The sequence below is a fragment of the Cyanobium sp. ULC065 genome, assembly GCF_977927515.1.
Map to the genome: position 1 here is coordinate 498,563 of NZ_OZ376393.1, position 19,091 is coordinate 517,653.

General features: G+C 69.5%; 21 protein-coding genes. 12 read left to right on the plus strand and 9 right to left on the minus strand.

What is annotated here, in order from left to right:
* Position 1: 1 nt before the first annotated feature.
* The 3 genes from psbE to ACXMDP_RS02320 form a co-directional block, all read right to left on the minus strand.
* Positions 2 to 250 (minus strand): cytochrome b559 subunit alpha, encoded by a 249-nt coding sequence (gene psbE, locus ACXMDP_RS02310; RefSeq protein WP_094514466.1) that lies wholly within the window; start codon positions 248 to 250, stop codon positions 2 to 4.
* A gap of 102 nt (positions 251 to 352) precedes the next feature.
* The gene (locus ACXMDP_RS02315) at positions 353 to 1,348 is read right to left on the minus strand and encodes a photosynthesis system II assembly factor Ycf48 (RefSeq protein WP_094514610.1); all 996 of its coding nucleotides are present in this window, start codon (positions 1,346 to 1,348) and stop codon (positions 353 to 355) included.
* Between the two features lie 5 nt (positions 1,349 to 1,353).
* Positions 1,354 to 1,800, minus strand: coding sequence for a rubredoxin (locus tag ACXMDP_RS02320; RefSeq protein ID WP_399232464.1), 447 nt, complete (start codon positions 1,798 to 1,800; stop codon positions 1,354 to 1,356).
* A gap of 123 nt (positions 1,801 to 1,923) precedes the next feature.
* Between ACXMDP_RS02320 and ACXMDP_RS02325 the strand changes: the two genes are divergently transcribed.
* The 3 genes from ACXMDP_RS02325 to ACXMDP_RS02335 are packed head-to-tail and all read left to right on the plus strand — an operon-like array spanning position 1,924 to position 3,641.
* Entirely contained in the window at positions 1,924 to 2,286 is a 363-nt protein-coding gene (locus ACXMDP_RS02325; protein ID WP_094514471.1) for an NAD(P)H-quinone oxidoreductase subunit 3, read from the plus strand.
* A gap of 13 nt (positions 2,287 to 2,299) precedes the next feature.
* Positions 2,300 to 3,073: an NADH-quinone oxidoreductase subunit NuoB gene (gene nuoB, locus ACXMDP_RS02330; protein WP_259728696.1), complete on the plus strand. Its 774-nt coding sequence runs from the start codon at positions 2,300 to 2,302 to the stop codon at positions 3,071 to 3,073.
* Positions 3,066 to 3,641, plus strand: a complete 576-nt coding sequence (locus ACXMDP_RS02335) for an NAD(P)H-quinone oxidoreductase subunit J (RefSeq protein WP_259728697.1) — start codon at positions 3,066 to 3,068, stop codon at positions 3,639 to 3,641. Before nuoB ends, ACXMDP_RS02335 begins: the two co-directional genes overlap by 8 nt.
* Before the next feature lie 17 nt (positions 3,642 to 3,658).
* Here ACXMDP_RS02335 and ACXMDP_RS02340 read toward each other — a convergent pair whose 3' ends face one another.
* Positions 3,659 to 5,029: a gluconeogenesis factor YvcK family protein gene (locus tag ACXMDP_RS02340; protein ID WP_259728698.1), complete on the minus strand. Its 1,371-nt coding sequence runs from the start codon at positions 5,027 to 5,029 to the stop codon at positions 3,659 to 3,661.
* Positions 5,030 to 5,292: 263 nt separating this feature from the next.
* Between ACXMDP_RS02340 and ACXMDP_RS02345 the strand changes: the two genes are divergently transcribed.
* Entirely contained in the window at positions 5,293 to 6,036 is a 744-nt protein-coding gene (locus ACXMDP_RS02345) for an ABC transporter ATP-binding protein (protein ID WP_259728731.1), read from the plus strand.
* 6 nt (positions 6,037 to 6,042) lie between these two features.
* Positions 6,043 to 7,104, plus strand: coding sequence for an MlaD family protein (locus ACXMDP_RS02350; protein ID WP_094514485.1), 1,062 nt, complete (start codon positions 6,043 to 6,045; stop codon positions 7,102 to 7,104).
* A gap of 50 nt (positions 7,105 to 7,154) precedes the next feature.
* Here the strand turns inward: ACXMDP_RS02350 and bchD are convergent, their stop codons facing one another.
* Positions 7,155 to 9,269, minus strand: coding sequence for a magnesium chelatase ATPase subunit D (bchD, locus tag ACXMDP_RS02355; RefSeq protein ID WP_259728699.1), 2,115 nt, complete (start codon positions 9,267 to 9,269; stop codon positions 7,155 to 7,157).
* A 178-nt stretch (positions 9,270 to 9,447) separates the two neighbouring features.
* Here bchD and ACXMDP_RS02360 point away from each other — a divergent pair, with 178 nt between their 5' ends.
* The 4 genes from ACXMDP_RS02360 to ACXMDP_RS02375 are packed head-to-tail and all read left to right on the plus strand — an operon-like array spanning position 9,448 to position 12,642.
* The gene (locus ACXMDP_RS02360; protein WP_259728700.1) at positions 9,448 to 9,888 is read left to right on the plus strand and encodes a hypothetical protein; all 441 of its coding nucleotides are present in this window, start codon (positions 9,448 to 9,450) and stop codon (positions 9,886 to 9,888) included.
* 8 nt (positions 9,889 to 9,896) lie between these two features.
* The gene (gene folK / locus ACXMDP_RS02365; protein WP_259728701.1) at positions 9,897 to 10,583 is read left to right on the plus strand and encodes a 2-amino-4-hydroxy-6-hydroxymethyldihydropteridine diphosphokinase; all 687 of its coding nucleotides are present in this window, start codon (positions 9,897 to 9,899) and stop codon (positions 10,581 to 10,583) included.
* A complete protein-coding gene (locus ACXMDP_RS02370) occupies positions 10,561 to 11,121 on the plus strand; it encodes an NUDIX hydrolase (RefSeq protein ID WP_259728702.1) in 561 nt (186 codons plus the stop codon). The genes folK and ACXMDP_RS02370 overlap by 23 nt, the downstream gene beginning before the upstream one ends.
* A gap of 21 nt (positions 11,122 to 11,142) precedes the next feature.
* A complete protein-coding gene (locus tag ACXMDP_RS02375) occupies positions 11,143 to 12,642 on the plus strand; it encodes an FAD-binding domain-containing protein (RefSeq protein ID WP_259728703.1) in 1,500 nt (499 codons plus the stop codon).
* Between the two features lie 49 nt (positions 12,643 to 12,691).
* Here ACXMDP_RS02375 and ACXMDP_RS02380 read toward each other — a convergent pair whose 3' ends face one another.
* A complete protein-coding gene (locus tag ACXMDP_RS02380; RefSeq protein ID WP_259728704.1) occupies positions 12,692 to 13,936 on the minus strand; it encodes a DegT/DnrJ/EryC1/StrS family aminotransferase in 1,245 nt (414 codons plus the stop codon).
* A 19-nt stretch (positions 13,937 to 13,955) separates the two neighbouring features.
* Positions 13,956 to 14,801: a thioredoxin family protein gene (locus ACXMDP_RS02385; RefSeq protein WP_311134084.1), complete on the minus strand. Its 846-nt coding sequence runs from the start codon at positions 14,799 to 14,801 to the stop codon at positions 13,956 to 13,958.
* Here ACXMDP_RS02385 and ACXMDP_RS02390 point away from each other — a divergent pair.
* Positions 14,764 to 15,291, plus strand: a complete 528-nt coding sequence (locus ACXMDP_RS02390) for a hypothetical protein (RefSeq protein ID WP_233133121.1) — start codon at positions 14,764 to 14,766, stop codon at positions 15,289 to 15,291. The genes ACXMDP_RS02385 and ACXMDP_RS02390 overlap by 38 nt on opposite strands.
* 99 nt (positions 15,292 to 15,390) lie before the next feature.
* Here the strand turns inward: ACXMDP_RS02390 and ACXMDP_RS02395 are convergent, their stop codons facing one another.
* On the minus strand, positions 15,391 to 16,848 hold the full coding sequence (locus ACXMDP_RS02395; RefSeq protein ID WP_311134085.1) for an FAD-binding domain-containing protein: 1,458 nt from the start codon (positions 16,846 to 16,848) through the stop codon (positions 15,391 to 15,393).
* Positions 16,849 to 16,917: 69 nt separating this feature from the next.
* Here ACXMDP_RS02395 and fabI point away from each other — a divergent pair, with 69 nt between their 5' ends.
* Positions 16,918 to 17,700 carry an enoyl-ACP reductase FabI gene (gene fabI, locus ACXMDP_RS02400; protein ID WP_259728705.1) on the plus strand — a complete coding sequence of 261 codons (783 nt, stop codon included), beginning with the start codon at positions 16,918 to 16,920 and terminating at the stop codon, positions 17,698 to 17,700.
* A 13-nt stretch (positions 17,701 to 17,713) separates the two neighbouring features.
* Here the strand turns inward: fabI and ACXMDP_RS02405 are convergent, their stop codons facing one another.
* Positions 17,714 to 18,334, minus strand: a complete 621-nt coding sequence (locus ACXMDP_RS02405) for a carbonic anhydrase (RefSeq protein ID WP_259728706.1) — start codon at positions 18,332 to 18,334, stop codon at positions 17,714 to 17,716.
* 85 nt (positions 18,335 to 18,419) lie between these two features.
* On the opposite strand from ACXMDP_RS02405, the gene hisB reads away from it, so the two are divergent.
* Positions 18,420 to 19,064, plus strand: coding sequence for an imidazoleglycerol-phosphate dehydratase HisB (gene hisB, locus ACXMDP_RS02410; protein ID WP_094514522.1), 645 nt, complete (start codon positions 18,420 to 18,422; stop codon positions 19,062 to 19,064).
* Positions 19,065 to 19,091: the final 27 nt, after the last annotated feature.

The window sequence follows — 19,091 nt, forward strand, 5'->3', positions numbered from 1 at the left end:
GTTACTTGAGGCGCAGGTCAAGCTGGCTCTTGCCCTCGTAACGCTGGCTCACCACCGGTGCCTTGGCTTCCTGGGGTTGGAAGTAGGCATCGGGGCGAGGCGTTCCGAAGGCGTCGTACGCCAAGCCAGTGGAGACGAAGAGGAATCCGGCCAGGAAGATCGCCGGCAAGGTGACGGCGTGGATGACCCAGTAGCGGATGCTCGTAATGATCTCGAAGAACGGGCGTTCCCCGGTGGAGCCGGCAGCCATAGCAGCGGGCAAATCAGCTACGGAATCTTAAGGGTCGGGCTGTGACCGCCGAGAGGCGGAGCGGCGGTTGGTTACACAGGGATGCAGTTGGGCCGGCTGGCCCTAGCCCACCCAGCGCAGCAGGTTGCCCCGTTCGCCCAGCACGAAGCCCTTGCCATCGCTGGTGAAGCTGATCCGGGTGAAGTTCGTGGGCTGGACGGCGCCCACCGGATCGCGCTCCCAGTGGCTGCCGCCGTCGTGGCTTACCAGCAGGGTGCCGCTGCCGCCGCCGGTCCACACGTCACCATTCGGCCCCCAGGCCATGTCGAGGTAGCCGAAGCCGTTGGTGATCGGGATCACCGGCTTGCTCCAGGCCTCCGGATCGGTGGCGTCGTCGTTGAAGCGCAGCTGGGCGCCCCGGGTGACCATCCAGAGGTGGCCGTCGGGTTGGAAGCCCATGCTCTGAAGGCGCTGGCTGCTCACCCGCTGGTGGGGCTGCCAGACCGCCTGGCCCGGCTCCCAGGTGGCGAAGAAGTTGCCGAGGCTGGACACGCTCACGTAGCGGCCGTCGGAGGAGCGGCGCAGGTCGCGCACGGCGCCGGCCGCATCGCTCACTTCCGCCTGCCAGGTGACGCCCGCATCACCGGTGCTGTAAATCGCCCCCACGGTGGTGGCCAGCTCCGCACTGCCCCGACCGGTGGCGGTGACGGTATAGGGATCGCCAGGCAACTTGGTGTCGAGCAGCAGGCGTTCCCAGCTCCTGCCGGCATCAGCGGTATGCAACAGCAGGCCCGGTTGGCCCACGATCCAGCCCTCGGCTCCGCTGAAGTCGATGCTGATCAGACGGAAGTTCTCCCCATCGGGCAGATCAAGGGAGCGCTCCTCCCAGCTGGCCCCGCCGTTGTCGGTTTCGAGGATCAGCCGGTTGCTGCCCACCAGGAAGCCGTGCTTGGCATCGGTGAAGGCCACATCGAGAGGGTTGGCGCTGGTGGACAGCGCCACGGGCTGCCAGGGGCTGGTGGCGGCCACGGGCAGGCCGGTGGTGACGCAGCCGCCGAGGCCGAAGCTGAGGCCGAGCGTGATCAGCACGGCCAGCAGGGGAGAGAACAGGCGCTTCACGGGGGTCAACGCAGGGAATAGAGGGACAGGAAGAAGGCGAAGGCCAGGGCGAAGCCGCCGAAGATGAGCACGTTTTTCTGGCCGGGGGTGAGGGTGTTCACCCCGAAGCCGTAGCTGAGGTTCTCCTCGAAGCCGCTCGGCTTGTTGCGGGGGCCGATGTCCTTGAAGGCCCCCACCCGGCTGCGGCAGACCGGACAGCGGAAGCCCACCGGATCAAGGCTGCTGAAGGGCGTGCCGGCGGGAATCGCCAGCTTGCGCACCCCCTCGCCCGGGTCGTAGACGAAGCCGCAGCTGCGGCACTCGAACCGGTGGGTGTCGGGATCGGCGCCGGCGCTCTCGAGCGCCGCCTCGCCCACCGGCTGGTCGCCGGCTGGCGGCGCGTCCTGCGCAGCGGCTGGTCCAACGTCCTGATCTGGTCCTACGTCCTGATCAGTGTCCTGGCCATTGACCATGGCGTTGGGCCCCGCTGCCGTGAAAAGAAACTCTATCCAGGCCCTTGTCGCGGCAGCACCTTTGGCGGCAGCGACCATTTGACGGGCGCGGATGCCAGACTCTGCGCCGGGTTCAGCCTCGCGATGTTCGTCTTACCTGGCTACGACGCCTTCCTGGGCTTTCTGCTGATCTCAGCAGCGGTTCCGGTCCTGGCCCTGGTCACCAACAAACTGGTGTCGCCGAAATCGCGTGACGGCGAACGCCGACTCACCTATGAATCCGGCATGGAGCCGATCGGCGGTGCCTGGATTCAGTTCAACATCCGCTATTACATGTTCGCGTTGGTCTTCGTGATCTTCGACGTGGAAACGGTGTTTCTGTACCCCTGGGCCGTGGCGTTCAGCCGGCTCGGCCTGCTCGCCTTCATCGAGGCCCTGATCTTCATCACCATCCTGGTGGTTGCCCTCGCCTACGCCTGGCGTAAGGGCGCCCTCGAGTGGAGCTGACGCCCTTCCCACCATGACCCTCACTCCCACCTCCCCCTCCAGCACCCCTTCGATCGACGCCCTGCGCGATCTGCGGGCGTCCAGTTGCAACCCGGTCGGTGCTCCGCAGATCACCTCGGATCTTTCCGAGAACGTGATCCTCACCAGCCTCGACGACCTGCACAACTGGGCACGGCTCAGCAGCCTCTGGCCCCTGCTCTACGGAACGGCGTGCTGCTTCATCGAGTTCGCGGCTCTGCTCGGCTCCCGCTTCGACTTCGACCGCTTCGGTCTGGTGCCCCGCTCCAGCCCCCGCCAGGCTGATCTGCTGATCACGGCCGGCACCGTGACCATGAAGATGGCCCCGGCCCTGGTGCGGCTCTATGAGCAGATGCCCGAGCCCAAGTACGTGATCGCCATGGGCGCCTGCACGATCACCGGCGGCATGTTCAGCGCCGACTCCACCACGGCAGTGCGCGGCGTCGACAAGCTGATTCCGGTGGACCTCTACATCCCCGGCTGCCCGCCCCGGCCCGAGGCGATCTTCGATGCCGTGATCAAGCTGCGCAAGAAGGTGGGCAACGAAGCTCTGGCCGAGCGGGGCAACAACCTCCCCACCCACCGCTACCTCACCATCGGCCACGCCATGAAAGCGGTGGCGCCGATCGTCACCGGGGCCTATCTCAAGGCCGAAACCCAGGTGGCCGCTCTCGCCGATCCCACCGCTCTCCCCCTCGACACCTCCACTCCATCGGAGGTTGTTGCGGCCGAACCGATCCCCACAGCCAGCGCCTCCAGCGATGCCTGATCCCACCCCCGCCTCCGAGGGCGCCCCATCCGGCGCCAGCGACTTCGCCACCACCCTCGCCGCACCTGTGATAGGCCCGGTGAGCCAGTGGCTCAGCCAGCAGGGCTTCGACCATCAGCCGCTGGAGTCTGATCACTGCGGCATTGAAATGCTGGCCGTGGAGCCCCTGTTCCTGCCGGCGGTGGCCGCGGCTCTCAAGGCCTATGGCTTCGATTACCTCCAGTGCCAGGGCGGCTATGACGAAGGTCCGGGCGCCCGGCTGGTGAGCTTCTATCACCTGGTGAAACTCGGCGCTGGCGCCGATCCCTGCCCCGCCCCTGACAGCAAACCGCAGGAAGTGCGGGTCAAGGTGTTCCTCGCCCGCGACGGCGACCTCACCATTCCCAGCCTATACCGCCTCTTCCGCGGTGCCGACTGGCAGGAGCGCGAAACCTACGACATGTACGGCATCGTGTTCGAAGGCCATCCCCATCCCAAGCGGCTGCTGATGCCCGAAGACTGGAAGGGCTTCCCGCTGCGCAAGGACTACGTGCAGCCGGACTTCTACGAGATGCAGGACGCTTACTGAATCAGGCAGGCCCGCTCTCAGACTGTTTCCAGCACCGGTCGGCCGCCTTTGTGCCGGCGGTAGAAGCGCATCACCGCCAGGGCGAGGCTGCGTGGGTCATGGCGCAGGGTGCCAGTGGGACGGGCCCCCTGCAGCGCCGTGACCATCACCTCGTAACCCTTGGCGCGCAGGCTGCGCACATCACACTGCACGGGCTCGGCGCCGCGGGCGCGGTAGTGATCCACTAGGGCCACATCGTGGATCGGTTCCTGGGCCAGCACGGCGGTGAACAGGCGCCGGGTCACCCCCAGGCTGGCCAGCTGGGCCTCGATCGCCCGCAGGTGGCCCTCCACATCCAGCCGGTCGGTTTCGCCGGGCTGGGTCATCAGGTTGCAGATGTAGAGGCGTGGCGCCTTGCTGCGGCTGATCGCCTGCACCAGCTCCGGCACCAGCAGATTCGGCAGCAGCGAGGTGTAGAGGCTGCCGGGCCCAAGCACGATCAGCTCAGCGTTGGCGATCGCCTCCAGGGCGCGCGGCAGCGCAGGTGGCCGCTCGGGGGTGCAGCCCAGCCGCACGATCGGGCTGGGGGAATGGCCGATGCGTGACTCTCCCTCGATGCGGTCGCCGTTCTCGAGCTCCGCCCAGAGGCGCACATCGGCGTTGGTGGCCGGCACCACCTGGCCCTGCACCGCCAGCACGCGGCTGCTGGCGGTGATCGCCGATTCGAGGCTGCCGGTGATGGCCGTGAGCGCCGTGAGAAAGAGGTTGCCGAAGCTGTGCCCCTCCAGCCCACTGCCCGATCGGAAGCGGTACTGGAACAGACGGGTCAGCAGCGGTTCCTCGCGGGCCAGAGCCGCCAGGCAGTTGCGGATGTCGCCGGGGGGTTGCACGCCGAACTCACGGCGCAGCACCCCGCTGCTGCCGCCGTCATCGGCCACCGTGACGATCGCGGTGATGTTGCTGCTGTAGCGCTTCAGGCCGCTCAGCAGGGTGGCCAGGCCCGTGCCACCGCCGATCGCCACCACGTTGGGGCCGCGGTTCAGCCGGCGCTGGGCCAGCAGCGCCTCCACCAGCAAGGTGTCTTTTTCAGGGGCGAGCGCCTGCTGGATCGAGCCGAAGCTGCGGCTCTGGCCCCACACCACCAACGCGGCGCCACCCAGCAGCACGAGCGGGCCGGTCACGCCGCGCGGCAGCACCCGCGTCATGTTCGAGAGCACCCAGTTGAGCGACTCCAGTGACCAGTAGATCGGCTTGAGATCGGCCAGGATCGCGGCTCCCAGCAGGGCCAGCAGCAGGCCCAGGCCGGAGGTGAGCATCCAGCGCTTCACCACCAGCCCCGGCTGCAGCCAGCGCACCGCCCGCCGCGAGCGGCTCATCAGGTCTTTCTGGCGCAGATCCCCGCGACCCATCCAGCCAGGGCGCCGGGCTGACCGTGTGCTGAGGCGTCGTGGCGGGAGAGGGCGCTGGGAAGTCAAGCCGAAGGGGCGTTACGCCACAGCACGGAGCTGTAGGAACTGTAAGGATGAAAGGTGTCGGCGAACCAGAACCCAGCGAGGCTCCTTCTCACGCCTGCAGGCCCTCACCACCGTCGTCCGTGTCGTCAACCCTTTCGTCCACCACCACTGGCCTTCTGCCGCCGGCTGTGCCGGTGGTGGAACTTCACGACATTTCCATGAGCTGGGGTTCGCGCACCGTGCTGGAGGGCATCCACCTCACCCTGCTGGAGGGGGAACGGCTGGCGGTGGTGGGGCCTTCAGGCACCGGCAAATCCACCGTGCTGCGCATTCTGGCGGGCCTGTTGTTGCCCACCACCGGAACCTTCCGCCTGCATGGCGTTCCACAGCGATACCTGCGCCTGGATCAGCGCCGCCCCGCTGATGTGCGCCTGGTCTTCCAGAACCCTGCCTTGCTGGCCTCGCTCACGGTGGCGGAGAACGTGGGCTTTCTGCTCTACCGCCACAGCAAATTGCCGGAGCCAGAAATCCGTCAGCGGGTGCAGCGGGCACTGGAGGCGGTGGGCCTCTACGGCATCGAAGACCAGCTGCCTGGTGAACTCAGCGGCGGCATGCAGAAACGAGTGAGCTTTGCGCGCGCCCTGATCGATGATCCCAGCAAGGCCTCCGGCCAGCATCCCTTGCTCCTGTTTGATGAGCCCACCGCGGGGCTGGATCCGGTGGCCTGCACCCGCATCGAGGATTTGATCGTGAAGGCGAATCAGGTGGCGGCCGGTTGTTCGGTGGTGGTGAGCCACGTGATGAGCACGATCGTGCGCTCGGCCCAGCGGGTGGCCATGCTCTACGACGGGCAGATCCAATGGTGCGGATCCACCGAAGACTTCGGCCGCACCGACAATCCTTATGTCGTGCAGTTCCGTACCGGTAGCCTGAACGGCCCGATGCAGCCGGCGGAGCTTTGACACCATATGCGTCGTAGCGTCCGCGAGGCCTTGGTGGGTTTCACCCTGCTGGGAGCTGTGATCGGTGGGCTCAGCCTTTGGTTCTGGCTGCGGGGTGTTTCGCTGGGCCGCAGCAATTGGACTCTGACGGTGCGTTTCGCCGATGCCGCCGGCCTGGCCGACCGCTCCGCGGTTGTGTTCCGTGGGGTGCAGGTGGGCAACGTGCGGCGGATCTCACCCACCTCATCGGCCGTGGTAGCCGAACTGGAGATCACTGATCCAAGTCTGCAGCTGGCGCGGCCGGTGGTGGCCCAGGTGCAGTCGGCCTCGCTGCTGGGCGGTGACGCCCAAGTGGCGTTGATCAGCTCCGGGCCGCCGCTGCCCGCCTCGGCTCCGCGGCCAGGCGACAAGGTCTGCAACAACACCCGCATGGTCTGCAACGGCTCCTCGCTCGAAGGGGTCAGCTCCGCCAGCTTGAGCAGCGTCACCGAGTTGATGCAGAGCCTGCTGCTCGAGGCCGAAAAGCAGAACCTGGTGCCCGAGATCGCCAGCACTACCAAGAGCTTTGACGCCACCTCCAAGGAGGCGACCCGCTTCCTCAAAGAATCCCAGAAGATCGCCGTTCAATTGGACGTGCTGATCCGCCAGCTCAACGTGGTGGCCGGAAAGGCCGACCCCATGCTTGCGTCGCTCACCACGGCCAGCGCTGATGCAGCGGCCGCCAGCCGCCACGTGCGCAACCTGACGGCCGCCCTCGACAACCCCCGCACTCTGGCCGAGCTCAAGGCCACGGTGAGCAACGCCGAGAGGCTCACAGCACGGATCGATGCGGTGGGCGGCGATGTGAGCAAGCTCACCGGTGACCCCCGCTTCATGGATGGGGTACGCAGTCTGGCCATCGGCCTGGGCCAGTTGTTTGATGAGCTTTATCCCGCCCAGACGGGCCTGGCCAAAGACAAAGCAGCCAAGGACAAGCCAGAGAAGGTCAGCACAGAGAAGCCAGGCAGCGGCTCGATCGGTGGTGGCAGGCAGGGCGCCGCGGGTGGCACCCGGCTACCGGCAGAGGCTCCCCGCCGGCTCGATCCCTGAGCCGTTGGCCTTCAAGCCGTTGCTGGCGAGCAGCGGCTGAAGGCCCGCACTCAGGGGGCGTTCAGTGCCTCCAGGGCGATGGCCGCAATCGCCTGGTCGCTGGCCTTGGGCAGTTGCACGTAGCGGCCGCCGGCCGCCTCCGCCAGTTCCTTGCCCATGCCGCTGCCGATGAACTTGCGCTCGGTGTCGATCACCAGCAGCTTGATGCCGAGGGCGCGGTAGCGGGACGCCACCCCCTTCACCTCCTCGCGCAGGTCCACCGGCTCCTCCCCTTCCAGCTGGGGCTGGCCCAGGGAGCGGCTCAGCGGTACGTTGCCGCGGCCGTCGGTGATCGCCACCACCACCACCTGGCCCAGATCGCCCTTGGACAGTGCATTGGCGCCCACCCGCGCCGCCTGGGACAGGCCATGGGCGAGCGGTGAGCCGCCGCCGCAGGGCATCTGCTCCAGCCGACGGCGTGCGGCGGTGATTGAGCGGGTGGGCGGCAGCAGCACCTCCGCCTGCTCGCCACGGAATGGGATCAGAGCCACTTCGTCGCGGTTTTCGTAGGCCTCGGTGAGCAGCCGGATCACGGCGCCCTTGGCGCTCTGCATGCGGTTGAGTGCCATCGAGCCGCTGGCGTCCACCAGGAAGATCACCAGGGCGCCCGCCTTGCGCTGCAGTTGCTTGGCGCGCAGGTCGCCGTCTTCGACGATCACGCGGCGGTGCGGTTCCCGCTCACGGCGGCTCTTCTGGTGCGGCGCCGCCGCCCGCAGGGTGGCATCGACGGCGATGCGGCGCACGGGCCCGCGCGGCAGCATCGGCTTCACGTAGCGGCCGCGCGACTCGCTCTGCACCAGGGAGCGCTTGCCGCCGCCGCCCCCACGGGAGCGGGCGGCGGCGAACAGCAGCAGGTCGGGGTCGATGGCGGTGGCCTCCGGATCGAGCAGGAATTCCTCCGGAATCGACGGCGGCGCCTGGTCGTCGGGGCTGTCGTCGTCGTCTTCTGGAGGGTCCTCTTCCGGGGCGTCGTCGTCGCTGGCCTCGGGGGGTTCGGGCGGTTCCGGCTCCTGGGGCTGCTGCTCCGCCTGGGGCGGCGGCGGCGGCTCCAGCGGCTGGTCGGGATCGGGCGGCGGCAGCTGCAGGGCCCGCGGGGCGATCACCAGACGCACCGCCACCTGCAGGTCGTCGGCCTCCACCCGGTCGCGGCCGCTCAGCGCCGCATGGGCCCGGGCGACCCGCACCGCGTACAACTCGGCCCGGTGCCCCTCCACACCGCCACGGATCGCCTCGATGACCAGATAGCGGACCTGCTCGCGTTCGATCACCACATCCTTCAACCACTGGCGGGCCAGCAGCAGCTGGGTGGCCAGGGCGTCGGTCTCCTCCTGCCAGCGGGAGCGGAACGCCTCGCTGGATTCGCCGTGGTCGAGGGCTGAGCGGGTGATCGTCACCCGTTCCTCCGTGCTCACCAGCTGGTTGGCCGACAGGGCGATGGCGAAGCGGTCGAGCAGGTGATCGCGCACCGCCCCCTCCTCGGGGTTGTAGGTGGCGATCAGCAGGGTGCGGCAGGGGTGCACAAGGCTTAACCCCTCGCGCTCGATCCGGTTGATGCCGGAGCCCACCGCCGCCAGCAGGAGGTTGGTGATGCCGTCATCGAGCAGGTTCAGTTCGTCGATGTAAAGCACGCCGCGGTGGGCCTCCGCCAGCAGCCCCGGCTGGAACACCGGTGTGCCACTGCTCAGGGAGGCGGCCACGTCCACCGCCCCCAGCAGCCGGTCTTCGGTGACGCCGAGGGGGACCTGCACGAAGGGGGCGGGAATCACCCGGGTGGGAAGCAGGGTGGTGGGATCGGCGCCGCTGGGATCGCCCCCGCGCGCTGTAATGCGCTGATGGATCGCGGTATCCCAGTCGTCGGGCCGCTGGGGATCCACGTTGCGGCTGCTCACCCCCTCGCCCAGATCGAGCACGTCGATCGGCGGCAGGAGCGCATGCAGCCCGCGGGCCAGCACCGACTTGCCGGTGCCGCGCCCCCCGGCGATCACCACCCCACCGAGCCCCGGGTCCACCGCCGCCAGCAGGAGGGCCAGCTTCAAAGTGCCATGCCCGGTGATCGCGGCGAGCGGAAAGGCGCGTGCGGCGGCGCCGGCGGCGGCCGGAGTGGCAGCGGACCCGCTGACGACCATGGGGCAGAGGCTGGAGAAGGGGGTTCAGTCTCGCTGACGGTGCTGCGCCACCCATGGCGGCGGCTGGGGGTGCTGGGGCGAACAGCCTTGTGGCGGGCAGAACCTACACTTTTGCAACGAGGCCGGGCGATGTTTCCGCACGCCTGGCATTTCTTTCTGCTATCGCTGCGGCCCCGTCATGGTGTTGTTTTCCCGGGTCGATCGTCCTGGCCGCACCAGTGAATCCAAGGCGTCGCGCCGGAACGCCGCCGAGGCGGGCGCCGCTGCGGCGCGCGGTTTCGGGGGTGGCGGCGGCGCTGGTGCCACCACCAAGACTTCCCGCAGCAGCAACAAGCGGCGCAAGGGGCTCAGCCGCGCCGACTGGGGCCCGCTCGGCAAGCACCCGGATGTGGATGCGATCGTGGCCCGCCAGCGTCTGCATCTGCCCCTGTCCGGCCGCCTCAGCGTGGAGGAGGTGAACCGGGCCTGGAAGCTGGCTGCAGCCGAGCACCACCCCGATCGCGGCGGCGCCCACGACACCATGCAGCTGGTGAACGGCGCCCGGGATCTGCTGCTCGGCCGCGACGGCGACACCCCGCTGGAGCGGCCGGAGGAGCGCCGCCGCTCGGACTTCTACTGATCCCCCGCGTGCCGTGCGGCCCGTCTGAGCGCACGCTCGCGATCGCGCTTGGGGCCAATCTCGACGACCCCGGCGCCACCCTGGCGGCGGTGAGACCCCTGCTGGCCGCCGAAGTGGTGGCCTGGGCCGGCACGCCGCCGCTGGGGGCGCCGGAGGCCGGGCTGCAACTGCACTGGTCGCCGCTCTTTCGCACCGCGCCGGTGGGGGGACCGCCTGGTCAGCCGCCCTATCTCAATGCTGTGCTGCTGGTTCGCCACATCCCTCTGCCCGCCACAGCGCCCGCCGCTCACGCGCCCTGGCCCGCCGCCGCGGAGCTGTTGCGGCGGTTGCAGCGTCTGGAAGCCGCCTTCGGCCGTGAGCGCTCGGTGCACTGGGGGCCGCGCACCCTCGACCTCGACCTGCTCTGGTGCGGCCGCCAGGTCTGCTGCACCGCCATGCTCACCTTGCCCCACCCGCGCCTGCGCGAGCGGGCCTTCGTGCTGGCCCCGCTGGCGGCCCTCGATCCGCTGCTGATCCCGCCTGGCGGGGCGGTCACGGCGGCGGAGCTGCTGGCTGCTGCCCTGCTCCGTGGCGCCGAGCCCCCGCCGCTGGCGCTGGCGGGGGTACCGGGCTGGCCCGACACCGCGCCCGTGGCGGCAGACGGTCACACTGGAAGCCCGCAGCGCGCCGTGCATGGCCCCCTTGCCGCCCCCTGAGCCCTCCACCCATCTGGCCACGGTGGGGGCTCTCGATGCCCGCAAGATCCGCTTTGAGCTCAACCGCATGGTGCTGCCCAAAGGCGTGGAAGGCACCTACGGGATCATCCGCCACCCTGGCGCGTCCCTGGCGGTGCCCGTGCTTGACGACGGCCGGGTGGTGATCCTGCGCCAGTACCGCTTCGCGGTGGAACGGCGCATCCTTGAATTCCCCGCCGGCACTCTGGAAGATGGCGAGGACCCGTTGGCTTCGATGCAGCGGGAACTGGCGGAGGAAGCGGGCTACAGCGCCAGCCGCTGGGATTCGCTGGGCCTGATGTTGCCCTGCCCCGGCTATTCCGATGAGGTGATCCACCTGTTCCTGGCCCGCGCCCTCACGCTCCTGCAGCAGCAGCCCGCTGGCGATGACGACGAAGACATGGAGGTGCTGCTGATGGAGCCGCAGGCCGTTGATGCGGCCCTGGCCAGCGGCGATGAGGCCCTGGATGGCAAGAGCGTGACCGCCTGGTTCCGCGCCCGTCAGCTGCTGGGTTGCTGAAGCGGTGCAGGAACCGTTGCGATGACCCCGCCCCGCTGGCTGTTCTGGCACCGCCGTGACCTGCGGCTGGCCGACAATCTCGGCCTGGCGGCCGCCGCTCGCGCCACGCCCGCCGTGACCGGCGTGTTCGTGCTCGATCCGGCCCTGCTGGAGGCGAGCGACCTGGCCCCGGCGCGGCTGTGGTTTCTCCTGGAAAGCCTGCGGGAGCTGGAGCAGCGCTGGCGTGAGGCCGGCAGCCAGCTGCTGCTGCTTCGGGGGGATCCAGCCGAGCTGCTGCCCCAGCTGGCGGTAGCGATCGGCGCGGCGGTGGTCGCCTGGAACCGCGATGTGGAACCCTTCGGCCGCGAGCGCGACCGCCGCGTCGCCGCCGCGCTGCAGCAGGACGGGCTGAAGGTGCTGGCGGGCTGGGATCAGCTGCTGGTTCCCCCCGAGAGCCTCTTCACCGGCGGTGGCGCTCCCTATCGGGTGTACGGGCCGTTCTTCCGTGCCTGGCGGCGCCGGCTGGAGCCGGCCGGGCCGGCGGCCGCCGGTGCTGGCGGGCTGGAGCTGGCGCCGGTAGCGGCTCCCAGCGGCCTGCTGGCTCTTGATCCCACCGCCCTGCCCGGCCGCGGCCAGGCCCTCTGGGAGCGCCTGCCGCTTCTGGACGCCGTGCCTGCGACCGGCGACAGCGCCGCTGCCCTTGGCCATGCCGGCTTCGCCGGCGCCGATCTCTGCCCCTGCCGCCCGGGAGAAGCCGCTGCCGCCGATCAGCTGGCCCTTTTCGCCGATGGCGCCCTGCTGCGGTACGAACCCGGCCGCAACCTGCCAGGCGAAGCGGGCACCTCCTGCCTGAGTGCGGCCCTCAAGTTCGGCACGCTCAGCCCGCGGCAGGCCTGGGCGGCGGCCCAGCAGCAGCGGCCCCGCGCCCGCAGCGACGAGGACCTGCAGGCGATCACGGTGTGGGAGCAGGAACTGGCCTGGCGCGAGTTCTACCAACAGGCCCTGTTTCACTTTCCCGAGCTGGCTGACGGGCCCTACCGCCCCCAGTGGCGCCGCTTTCCCTGGGAGAACGACACGGGCCGTTTCGAGGCCTGGTGCGCGGGCCTCACCGGCGTGCCGATCGTGGATGCGGCGATGCGGCAGCTGAACACCAGCGGCTGGATGCACAACCGCTGCCGCATGATCGTGGCCTCCTTTCTGGTGAAGGATCTGATCTGCGACTGGCGCTGGGGCGAACGCCAGTTCATGCGCCTGCTGGTGGATGGGGATCTGGCTGCCAACAACGGGGGCTGGCAGTGGAGCGCCAGCAGCGGCATGGATCCCAAACCCCTGCGCATCTTCAATCCCTTCACCCAGGCGGCCCGCTTCGATCCCGAGGCTCAGTACATCCGCCGTTGGCTGCCGGAACTGGCGCATGTGGCCACTGCCGATCTGATCAGCGGGGCGATCGCGCCCCTGGAACGGCGGGGTTACCCCGCACCGATCGTGGACCACAAGCAGCAGCAGGCGCGCTTCAAGGGGCTCTACGCAGGGCTGGCCTGAGCCGGCCGAGCCTGGCGTCGGTGGGGAGGATCTGGCCGGCGGCCGTGGCTCAGACCCGCACCTGGGCGCGGGACTCCGCAGGGGCAGAGGCGGGCGCTGCGGCCGCTGAGCTGCTTGCGAGCTGGCGCAAGGCAGTGATCACAGCTTGTTGTTGCTCGGAGGTCAGTTCGGGGAAGATCGGCAGGCTGAGCACCTGGGAGGTGAGCCGCTCGGTGGCCGGCAGGCTGCCGGGGCCATAGCCCAGCTGGGCGTAGGCCGGCTGGCGGTGAATCGGAATCGGGTAGTAGATGATCGTGTTGACGCCGGCGGCGGCCAGCTCCTGCTTGAGCCAGTCGCGGCAGCAGCTTTCGGGCAGGCCGTAAGTGGAGCTGGTGCTGGAGGGGGCGCAGCTGCCGCCGCAGGCGTTCGCGCCCGCTGGGCAGAACGGGACGCGCACCACGAACTGGTTCCAGCTGTGGCCGTCGGGCCCCGCCTCGGGCAGGGAGATTCCAGCAAGGCCCGCCAGCTCACGCTGGTAGGTGGCGGCGAGCTGGCGGCGTCGCTCGATCCAGCGCTCCAGATGGGGGAGCTTCACGGCCAGCACCGTGGCCTGAAGAGCGTCAAGGCGGCTGTTGTAGCCCAGCGACGTGTGCAGATAGCGCTCCGGCATGCCATGCACGGCCAACTCGCGGATGCGCTGGGCCAGCTCTGGGTCGCTGCAGAGCACAGCGCCGCCATCGCCGGCACCGCCGAGGTTCTTGGTGGGGAAAAAGCTGAAGCAGCCCGCATCCCCCCAGCTGCCCACCGGCTGCCCCGCCCAGCTGGCGCCGGTGGCCTGGGCGCAGTCTTCGATCACCTTCAGGCCATGCACTGAGGCGATCGCGGTGATCCGCTCCATGTCGACTGGACGGCCGAACAGGTGCACCGGCATCAGGGCGCGGGTGGCGGGCGTGATCGCCGCCTCGATCCGATCGAGATCGATCAGATAGGAGCTTTCCTCCACATCCACGAACACCGGCGTGGCCCCCACGCTGCTGATCGCTTCGGCCGTGGCGAAGAAGCTGAACGAACTGGTGATGACCTCATCACCCGGACCGATCCCCAGGCCTCTCAGGGCCAGCACCAAGGCGTCGGTGCCGCTGTTGCAGCCGATGGCATGGGGGCTGGCGCAGACAGCGGCGAACTGTTGCTCGAAGGCCGCAATCCGGGCCCCCCCGATGTACTGGCCGCTGCGCAACACCTGCAGAACGGCGTCTTCGAGGCCTTCACCAAGCTGATGAAGTTGCTCGGTGAGATCGAAGGGGGGCACCTGCATGCGGGCAACCTTAATCCCCTCAGCCTTCGGTTCCAGGGGGCGCTTGGCCAGGGTGCCACTTGATGTTGCAGCCAATGGCGGGCCGCTGATCGGGGTCCGGGGCCTGGCCGCTGAGCACCGCATCGAGCGCCTCTCGCAGGGCGCTGCCATCTGCGGCCTGGCCCGTTCCGGGGCGGCTGGCATCGAGCTGGCCGCGGTAGGCAAGCCGGTGGTCTGCACCGTAGAGATAGAGGTCTGGAGTGCAGGCGGCGTGGAAGGCCCGGGCCACGTTCTGGTCGCTGTCCAGCAGGTAGGGGAAGCGCCAGCCGTGCCGCTGGCGTTGGTCGTTCAGCCCCTCAGGGCCGTCCCCGGGGTGGGTGCGGACGCTGTTGCTGGCGATCGCCAGGATCACCACCCGGTCGTTGTAGTCGTGCTCAAGCCGCGTGAGCTCCGGTTCGATGTGCTTCACGAACGGGCAGTGGGCGCAGAGGAACAGCACCAGCAGCGGCTGGGGCGGCAGGGCGGTGCTGTCGTGGACGCGGCCATCGAGATCGGCGAGCTGGAACGGGGGCAGGGCCGTGCCCAGCGGCAGCATGGTGGAGGGGGTGAGGGCCATGGCGCCAGGCTCCGCGGCGGAACTTCCGCTGTGATTGTGGCGTCCGCGTTGGCGCCGCCACTGGGGCAGGATCGGCGCCCCCCGGTTCGCCCGCGTGAGCCCCTTGAAGTCTTCCTGGCGCTTGTCTTCATGGCGCCGCCTTGTGGCGTTGCCGGCGCGGCTGCGAACGGCGCGCTGGTCGCCAAGGCGGCCCTTGCTGCGGCCGTTGGCGCTGGTGGTGGTGACGCTGCTGGTGACGTCTTCCCTGCTGGCGAGTTGTGTTCCCGCCACCAACAGGGCCAGCTGGCGAATCTTCCCCCTGCAGCGCCGTCAGCCCCACGACGGCCTGGCGGTGGTCAACCAGCCCGACGGCTTCGGTGTGCACCTGTGGCTCGAAACCGACACCCGCCAGCGGGGGGTCTGCCGGCCGCGCTGGTTGCCGGATCCGCCCCGTCTGTTCAACGGCAACGGCAGTGCGCCGTTCAGCTCTGGCCTGGCGACCCGCCAGGAGTTTTTTGAGGTGGTGGCCCGCGGCGATGTGCGCCGGGCGCTGCAGCGCGAACTGGAGGCGCTCTGCCAGGCGCGCGCCCCGCGCAGCCGCTGGGAGTGGACCGATCCGCCCCGCCGTGCGGATCAGGTGAAGCAGGAGAGCTTCCCGATGCTGCAGGAGGAGGATCTGCTGCCCGATCCCAACGAGGTGCGGGCCCGTGAGGAGGCGCTGGAGCAGGGAGCTGGAGCTGAGGCCCCGGCACCGTCTGCAGCACCGGAGGCTGCGCCCTAGTCCCTGGCTCCCGGCGCGCTCAGCCCTTTACCTCGTCGGCCTTGAAGCGGGACAGGGCCAGACCCCCCGCCGCCCAGGACTGCAGTGGTGCAGGCGTGCTCAAGCGGCGGTGAGGCGTGGCCCCTCGAAACCGGCCCAGACCGCCCGCTCGGCCCGCTTCCAGTAGCGGCTGAAGCGCCGCAGATCCACGGGGCCCTCCAGCTGCACGAATGGCTCGGGCTCCAGCACCACCAGCGGCAGGGCGGCGCCGATCGTCGCGGAAAGCTCTGCAAAGCGAGGATCCACCGCCCGGCAGGTCACCACCCCGTCGGCGCCATGGTGAGCGGCGAAAGCGAGCAACTCCTCCGCCACAGCTCCGGCCCGGAGCACCACTGGCAGATCCAGCAGGCATTCGTAGAGGAAGCCGAGCCGCTTGAGGCTGATCGCCGGGCCCTGGCCGGCGCTTCCCTCGATCAGGGCCCGGTCGAACACGAACAGGGCCGGCCGATCGTGATGGGCGCGCCAGGCGGGGTTGGCCTGCCCCAACGCCTCGCCGTGGATCCAGAGCACCGGCCGCTGCAAGGGGCCAGCTGGAGCGACGGTGGCCTGCTTGGGTAGGCCAGCGGCTGACCTGCCGGCGGTAGGGGCTGGCGGCAGGGTCTGGTCCTGCAGCGGCGGCTCCGGCAGGCTGAGCGGCGCCTCGCTGCGGAACAGCCGCTCGCCCAGCCGTTCGTAGCTGGCTTCGAACGGGCAGCCACCCGGCCGGCCGGCGCCACCGGCTTGCGCCTTCGGGCAGGCGCGACAGAAGCGGCCGCCGCTGAAGCGCTCCAGATTGGCGCGGTTGAACAGGTAGGGCTTGGCACTGAAGGTACCGGCCACCCATTGCCAGCTGAGGTTGTTGCTGGCCGGGTCGCCGTCGAGCAGGTGACGCAGGAACCAGCGGGCGCCGGTCTGCCAGCGCACCCGCCGCCAGTGCACCAGGTAGGCCGCCAGCCATAGGCGGGCATGGTTGTGCAGCCAGCCCTCTTGCACCAGTTGATGGCGAAAGGCATCGATGCAGGCCAGGCCGGTGCTGCCGCCGGCGATGTCGTCGGGCAGGTCTGCGCGGTAGGCCGTGGGCGGCAGGCCGCTGGCGCCCTGCTCGCGGTCGTCCCAGATGCCCTCGCCCAGCTGCTGCCAGACGCGCTGCCAATAGTCACGCCAGCCGAGCTCGTTGATCAGCTTCTCTCCGGCGCTGCGCCCCAGCCCCCGGGCGGCCAGGGCGTCGAACACCGCCTGCCGCACCTCCGCCAGGGTGAGCACCCCGTGGCGGATGTAGGGGGAGAGGCGGGTCACGGCGCCATCGAGATGGTTGCGGCTGGTGGCGTAGGCCACCGGGTCGAGCGCTGCCAGCGCCGCCAGCGCCGCTGCCCGGCCACCGCGCATCGGGCTCAGCGGTGGGGCGTCTTCGGCATCCGGGGCGACCGGTTGCTGGCCGAAACGGGCCTGCAGCTCGACGGCCAGCTCGTGCCGATCGGCGAAGGTGCGGGGCAGATCGCCGGTGGCAGGCGGCCAGGCGAGGGGGACAGCGGGCTCCATGGCACCGATCGTGGCGCGGGCAGGGCGCCAGCGCTGCGGGAGAATTCCTGCCAGCTCGCTCCCCAGGACATGCTTCTCGATCTGCGCGGCAAGAAGGCCCTGGTCACCGGCATCGCCAACAACCGCTCGATCGCCTGGGGCATCGCTCAGCAGTTGGCCGCGGCGGGCTGCGAGCTGGCGGTCACCTACCTGCCCGACGACAAGGGCCGCTTCGAGGGCAAGGTGCGTGAGCTCACGGCCCCGCTGGCCCCCAGCCTGGTGCTGCCGCTCAACGTGCAGATCCCCGAGCAGATCGAGGCCGCCTTCGCCGCGATCCAGGAGCAGTGGGGCAGCCTCGATGTGCTGATCCACTGCCTGGCCTTCGCCGGCAAGGAGGAGCTGGTGGGCGACTACAGCGCCATCACCCCCGAAGGGTTCGGCCGGGCGCTGGAGGTGAGCGCCTATTCGCTCGCGCCGCTCTGCCGCTATGCCAAGCCCCTGTTCAATCCTGGCGCCAGCGTGATCACGCTCAGCTACCTGGGCGCCGAGCGGGCGATTCCCAACTACAACGTGATGGGGGTGGCCAAGGCGGCCCTTGAGGCCTCGGTGCGCTACCTGGCCGCCGAACTGGGCCCCGACAACCAGGTGCGGGTGAACGCCATCAGCGCCGGCCCGATCCGCACCCTGGCCAGCTCCGCCATCGGCGGCATCCTCGACATGATCCACAACGTGGAGGAGAAGGCCCCGCTGCGGCGCACCGTTACCCAGGACGAAGTGGGCGCCACCGCCGCCTTTCTGGCCAGCCCGCTTGCCTCTGGCATCACCGGCCAGGTGATCTATGTGGACGGCGGCTACTGCATCACGGGGATGTGAGCGCCCTCCCGCCTCACGGTCCACGCATCAGCTCCTCCAAGCGCATCGGCATCACCGTTCCCATCCAGTCGATCGTGGTGGTGTGAAGGTTGTAGAAGGCGGCTTCCACCTGCAGGCGGCCACTGCGCATCAGATCGGTGAGCAGCACGCTGGAGTCGACCAGGTTGCGGGCCGCGTTGAGGGTGTGGTGGCGGGCGGCCTGATCCAGGTCGTCGTGGCCGCCGAGGTTGAGCAGCTCCATGCGCAGCTGCCCCACGACCTGGGCCAGGCTCGGGGTGAGGGTCAGCGCCGGGTTGAAGGCCGCTTCCATGGCGCCACAGCGCTCATGGCCGAGCACCACGATCACGGGCACGCCCAGGTGGGCCACGGCGTACTCCAGCGAGGCGATGGCTGCGGTGGTGGAGAGGGTGCCGGCGTTGCGCACCACGAACAAGTCGCCGAAGCCCGTGTCGAACAGCAGCTCCACCGGCACCCGGGAATCGGCGCAGCCCAGCACCGCCGCAGCCGGATGCTGGCCCGATTCCACTTCGAGCATGCGCTCACGGCTGCTGTGGGGATGGAGCGATTCACCGTCAAGGAAGCGCCGGTGGCCTTCTCGCAGTTCGGCGAGCACCGTCAGGGGACAGTTTTTCACGCAGGGGCCGGATCGGTGCTGGCGATTGTGGACCGAGTCAGGCCTTCGGGTTCGGCATGATTGGTACTGTCCCGCCCCACAGCCCGTGTCCCTCCATCCGGACCTCGATCCCGGCAGTCCGGGAGGCCGTAGCGGCCGTGTCCACCGGGTCACCGGGGAAACCGATGTGCGGGTGCGCCTGGATCTCGATGGCAGTGGCGCCTGCCAGGTGAGCACCGGGGTGCCGTTCCTGGATCACATGCTGCATCAGCTGGCCAGCCATGGCCTGCTCGACCTGGAGATCAGCGCCCACGGCGACACCCACATCGACGACCACCACACCAACGAGGACGTGGGCATCGCCGTGGGCCAGGCCCTGGCGCAGGCCCTGGGCTCCCGCCGCGGCATCCATCGCTTCGGCCATTTCGTGGCGCCGCTCGATGAAGCGCTGGTGCAGGTGGCGCTTGATTGCTCCGGTCGCCCCCACCTCAGCTACGGGCTCACGATTCCGGCCCAGCGGATCGGCACCTACGACACCGAGCTGGTGCGGGAGTTCTTCGTGGCGGTGGTGAACAACTCGGGCCTCACCCTGCACATCCGCCAGCTCGATGGCCTGAACTCCCATCACATCGTGGAGGCCTGCTTCAAGGCGTTTGCCCGGGCGCTGCGGCTGGCGGTGGAGATCGACCCGCGCCGGGCCGGTGCCGTACCCAGCAGCAAGGGGGTGCTGGAGCAGGCGGGCGCCGCTTAACACTCCTTTACGTGATGATGGGAGGAC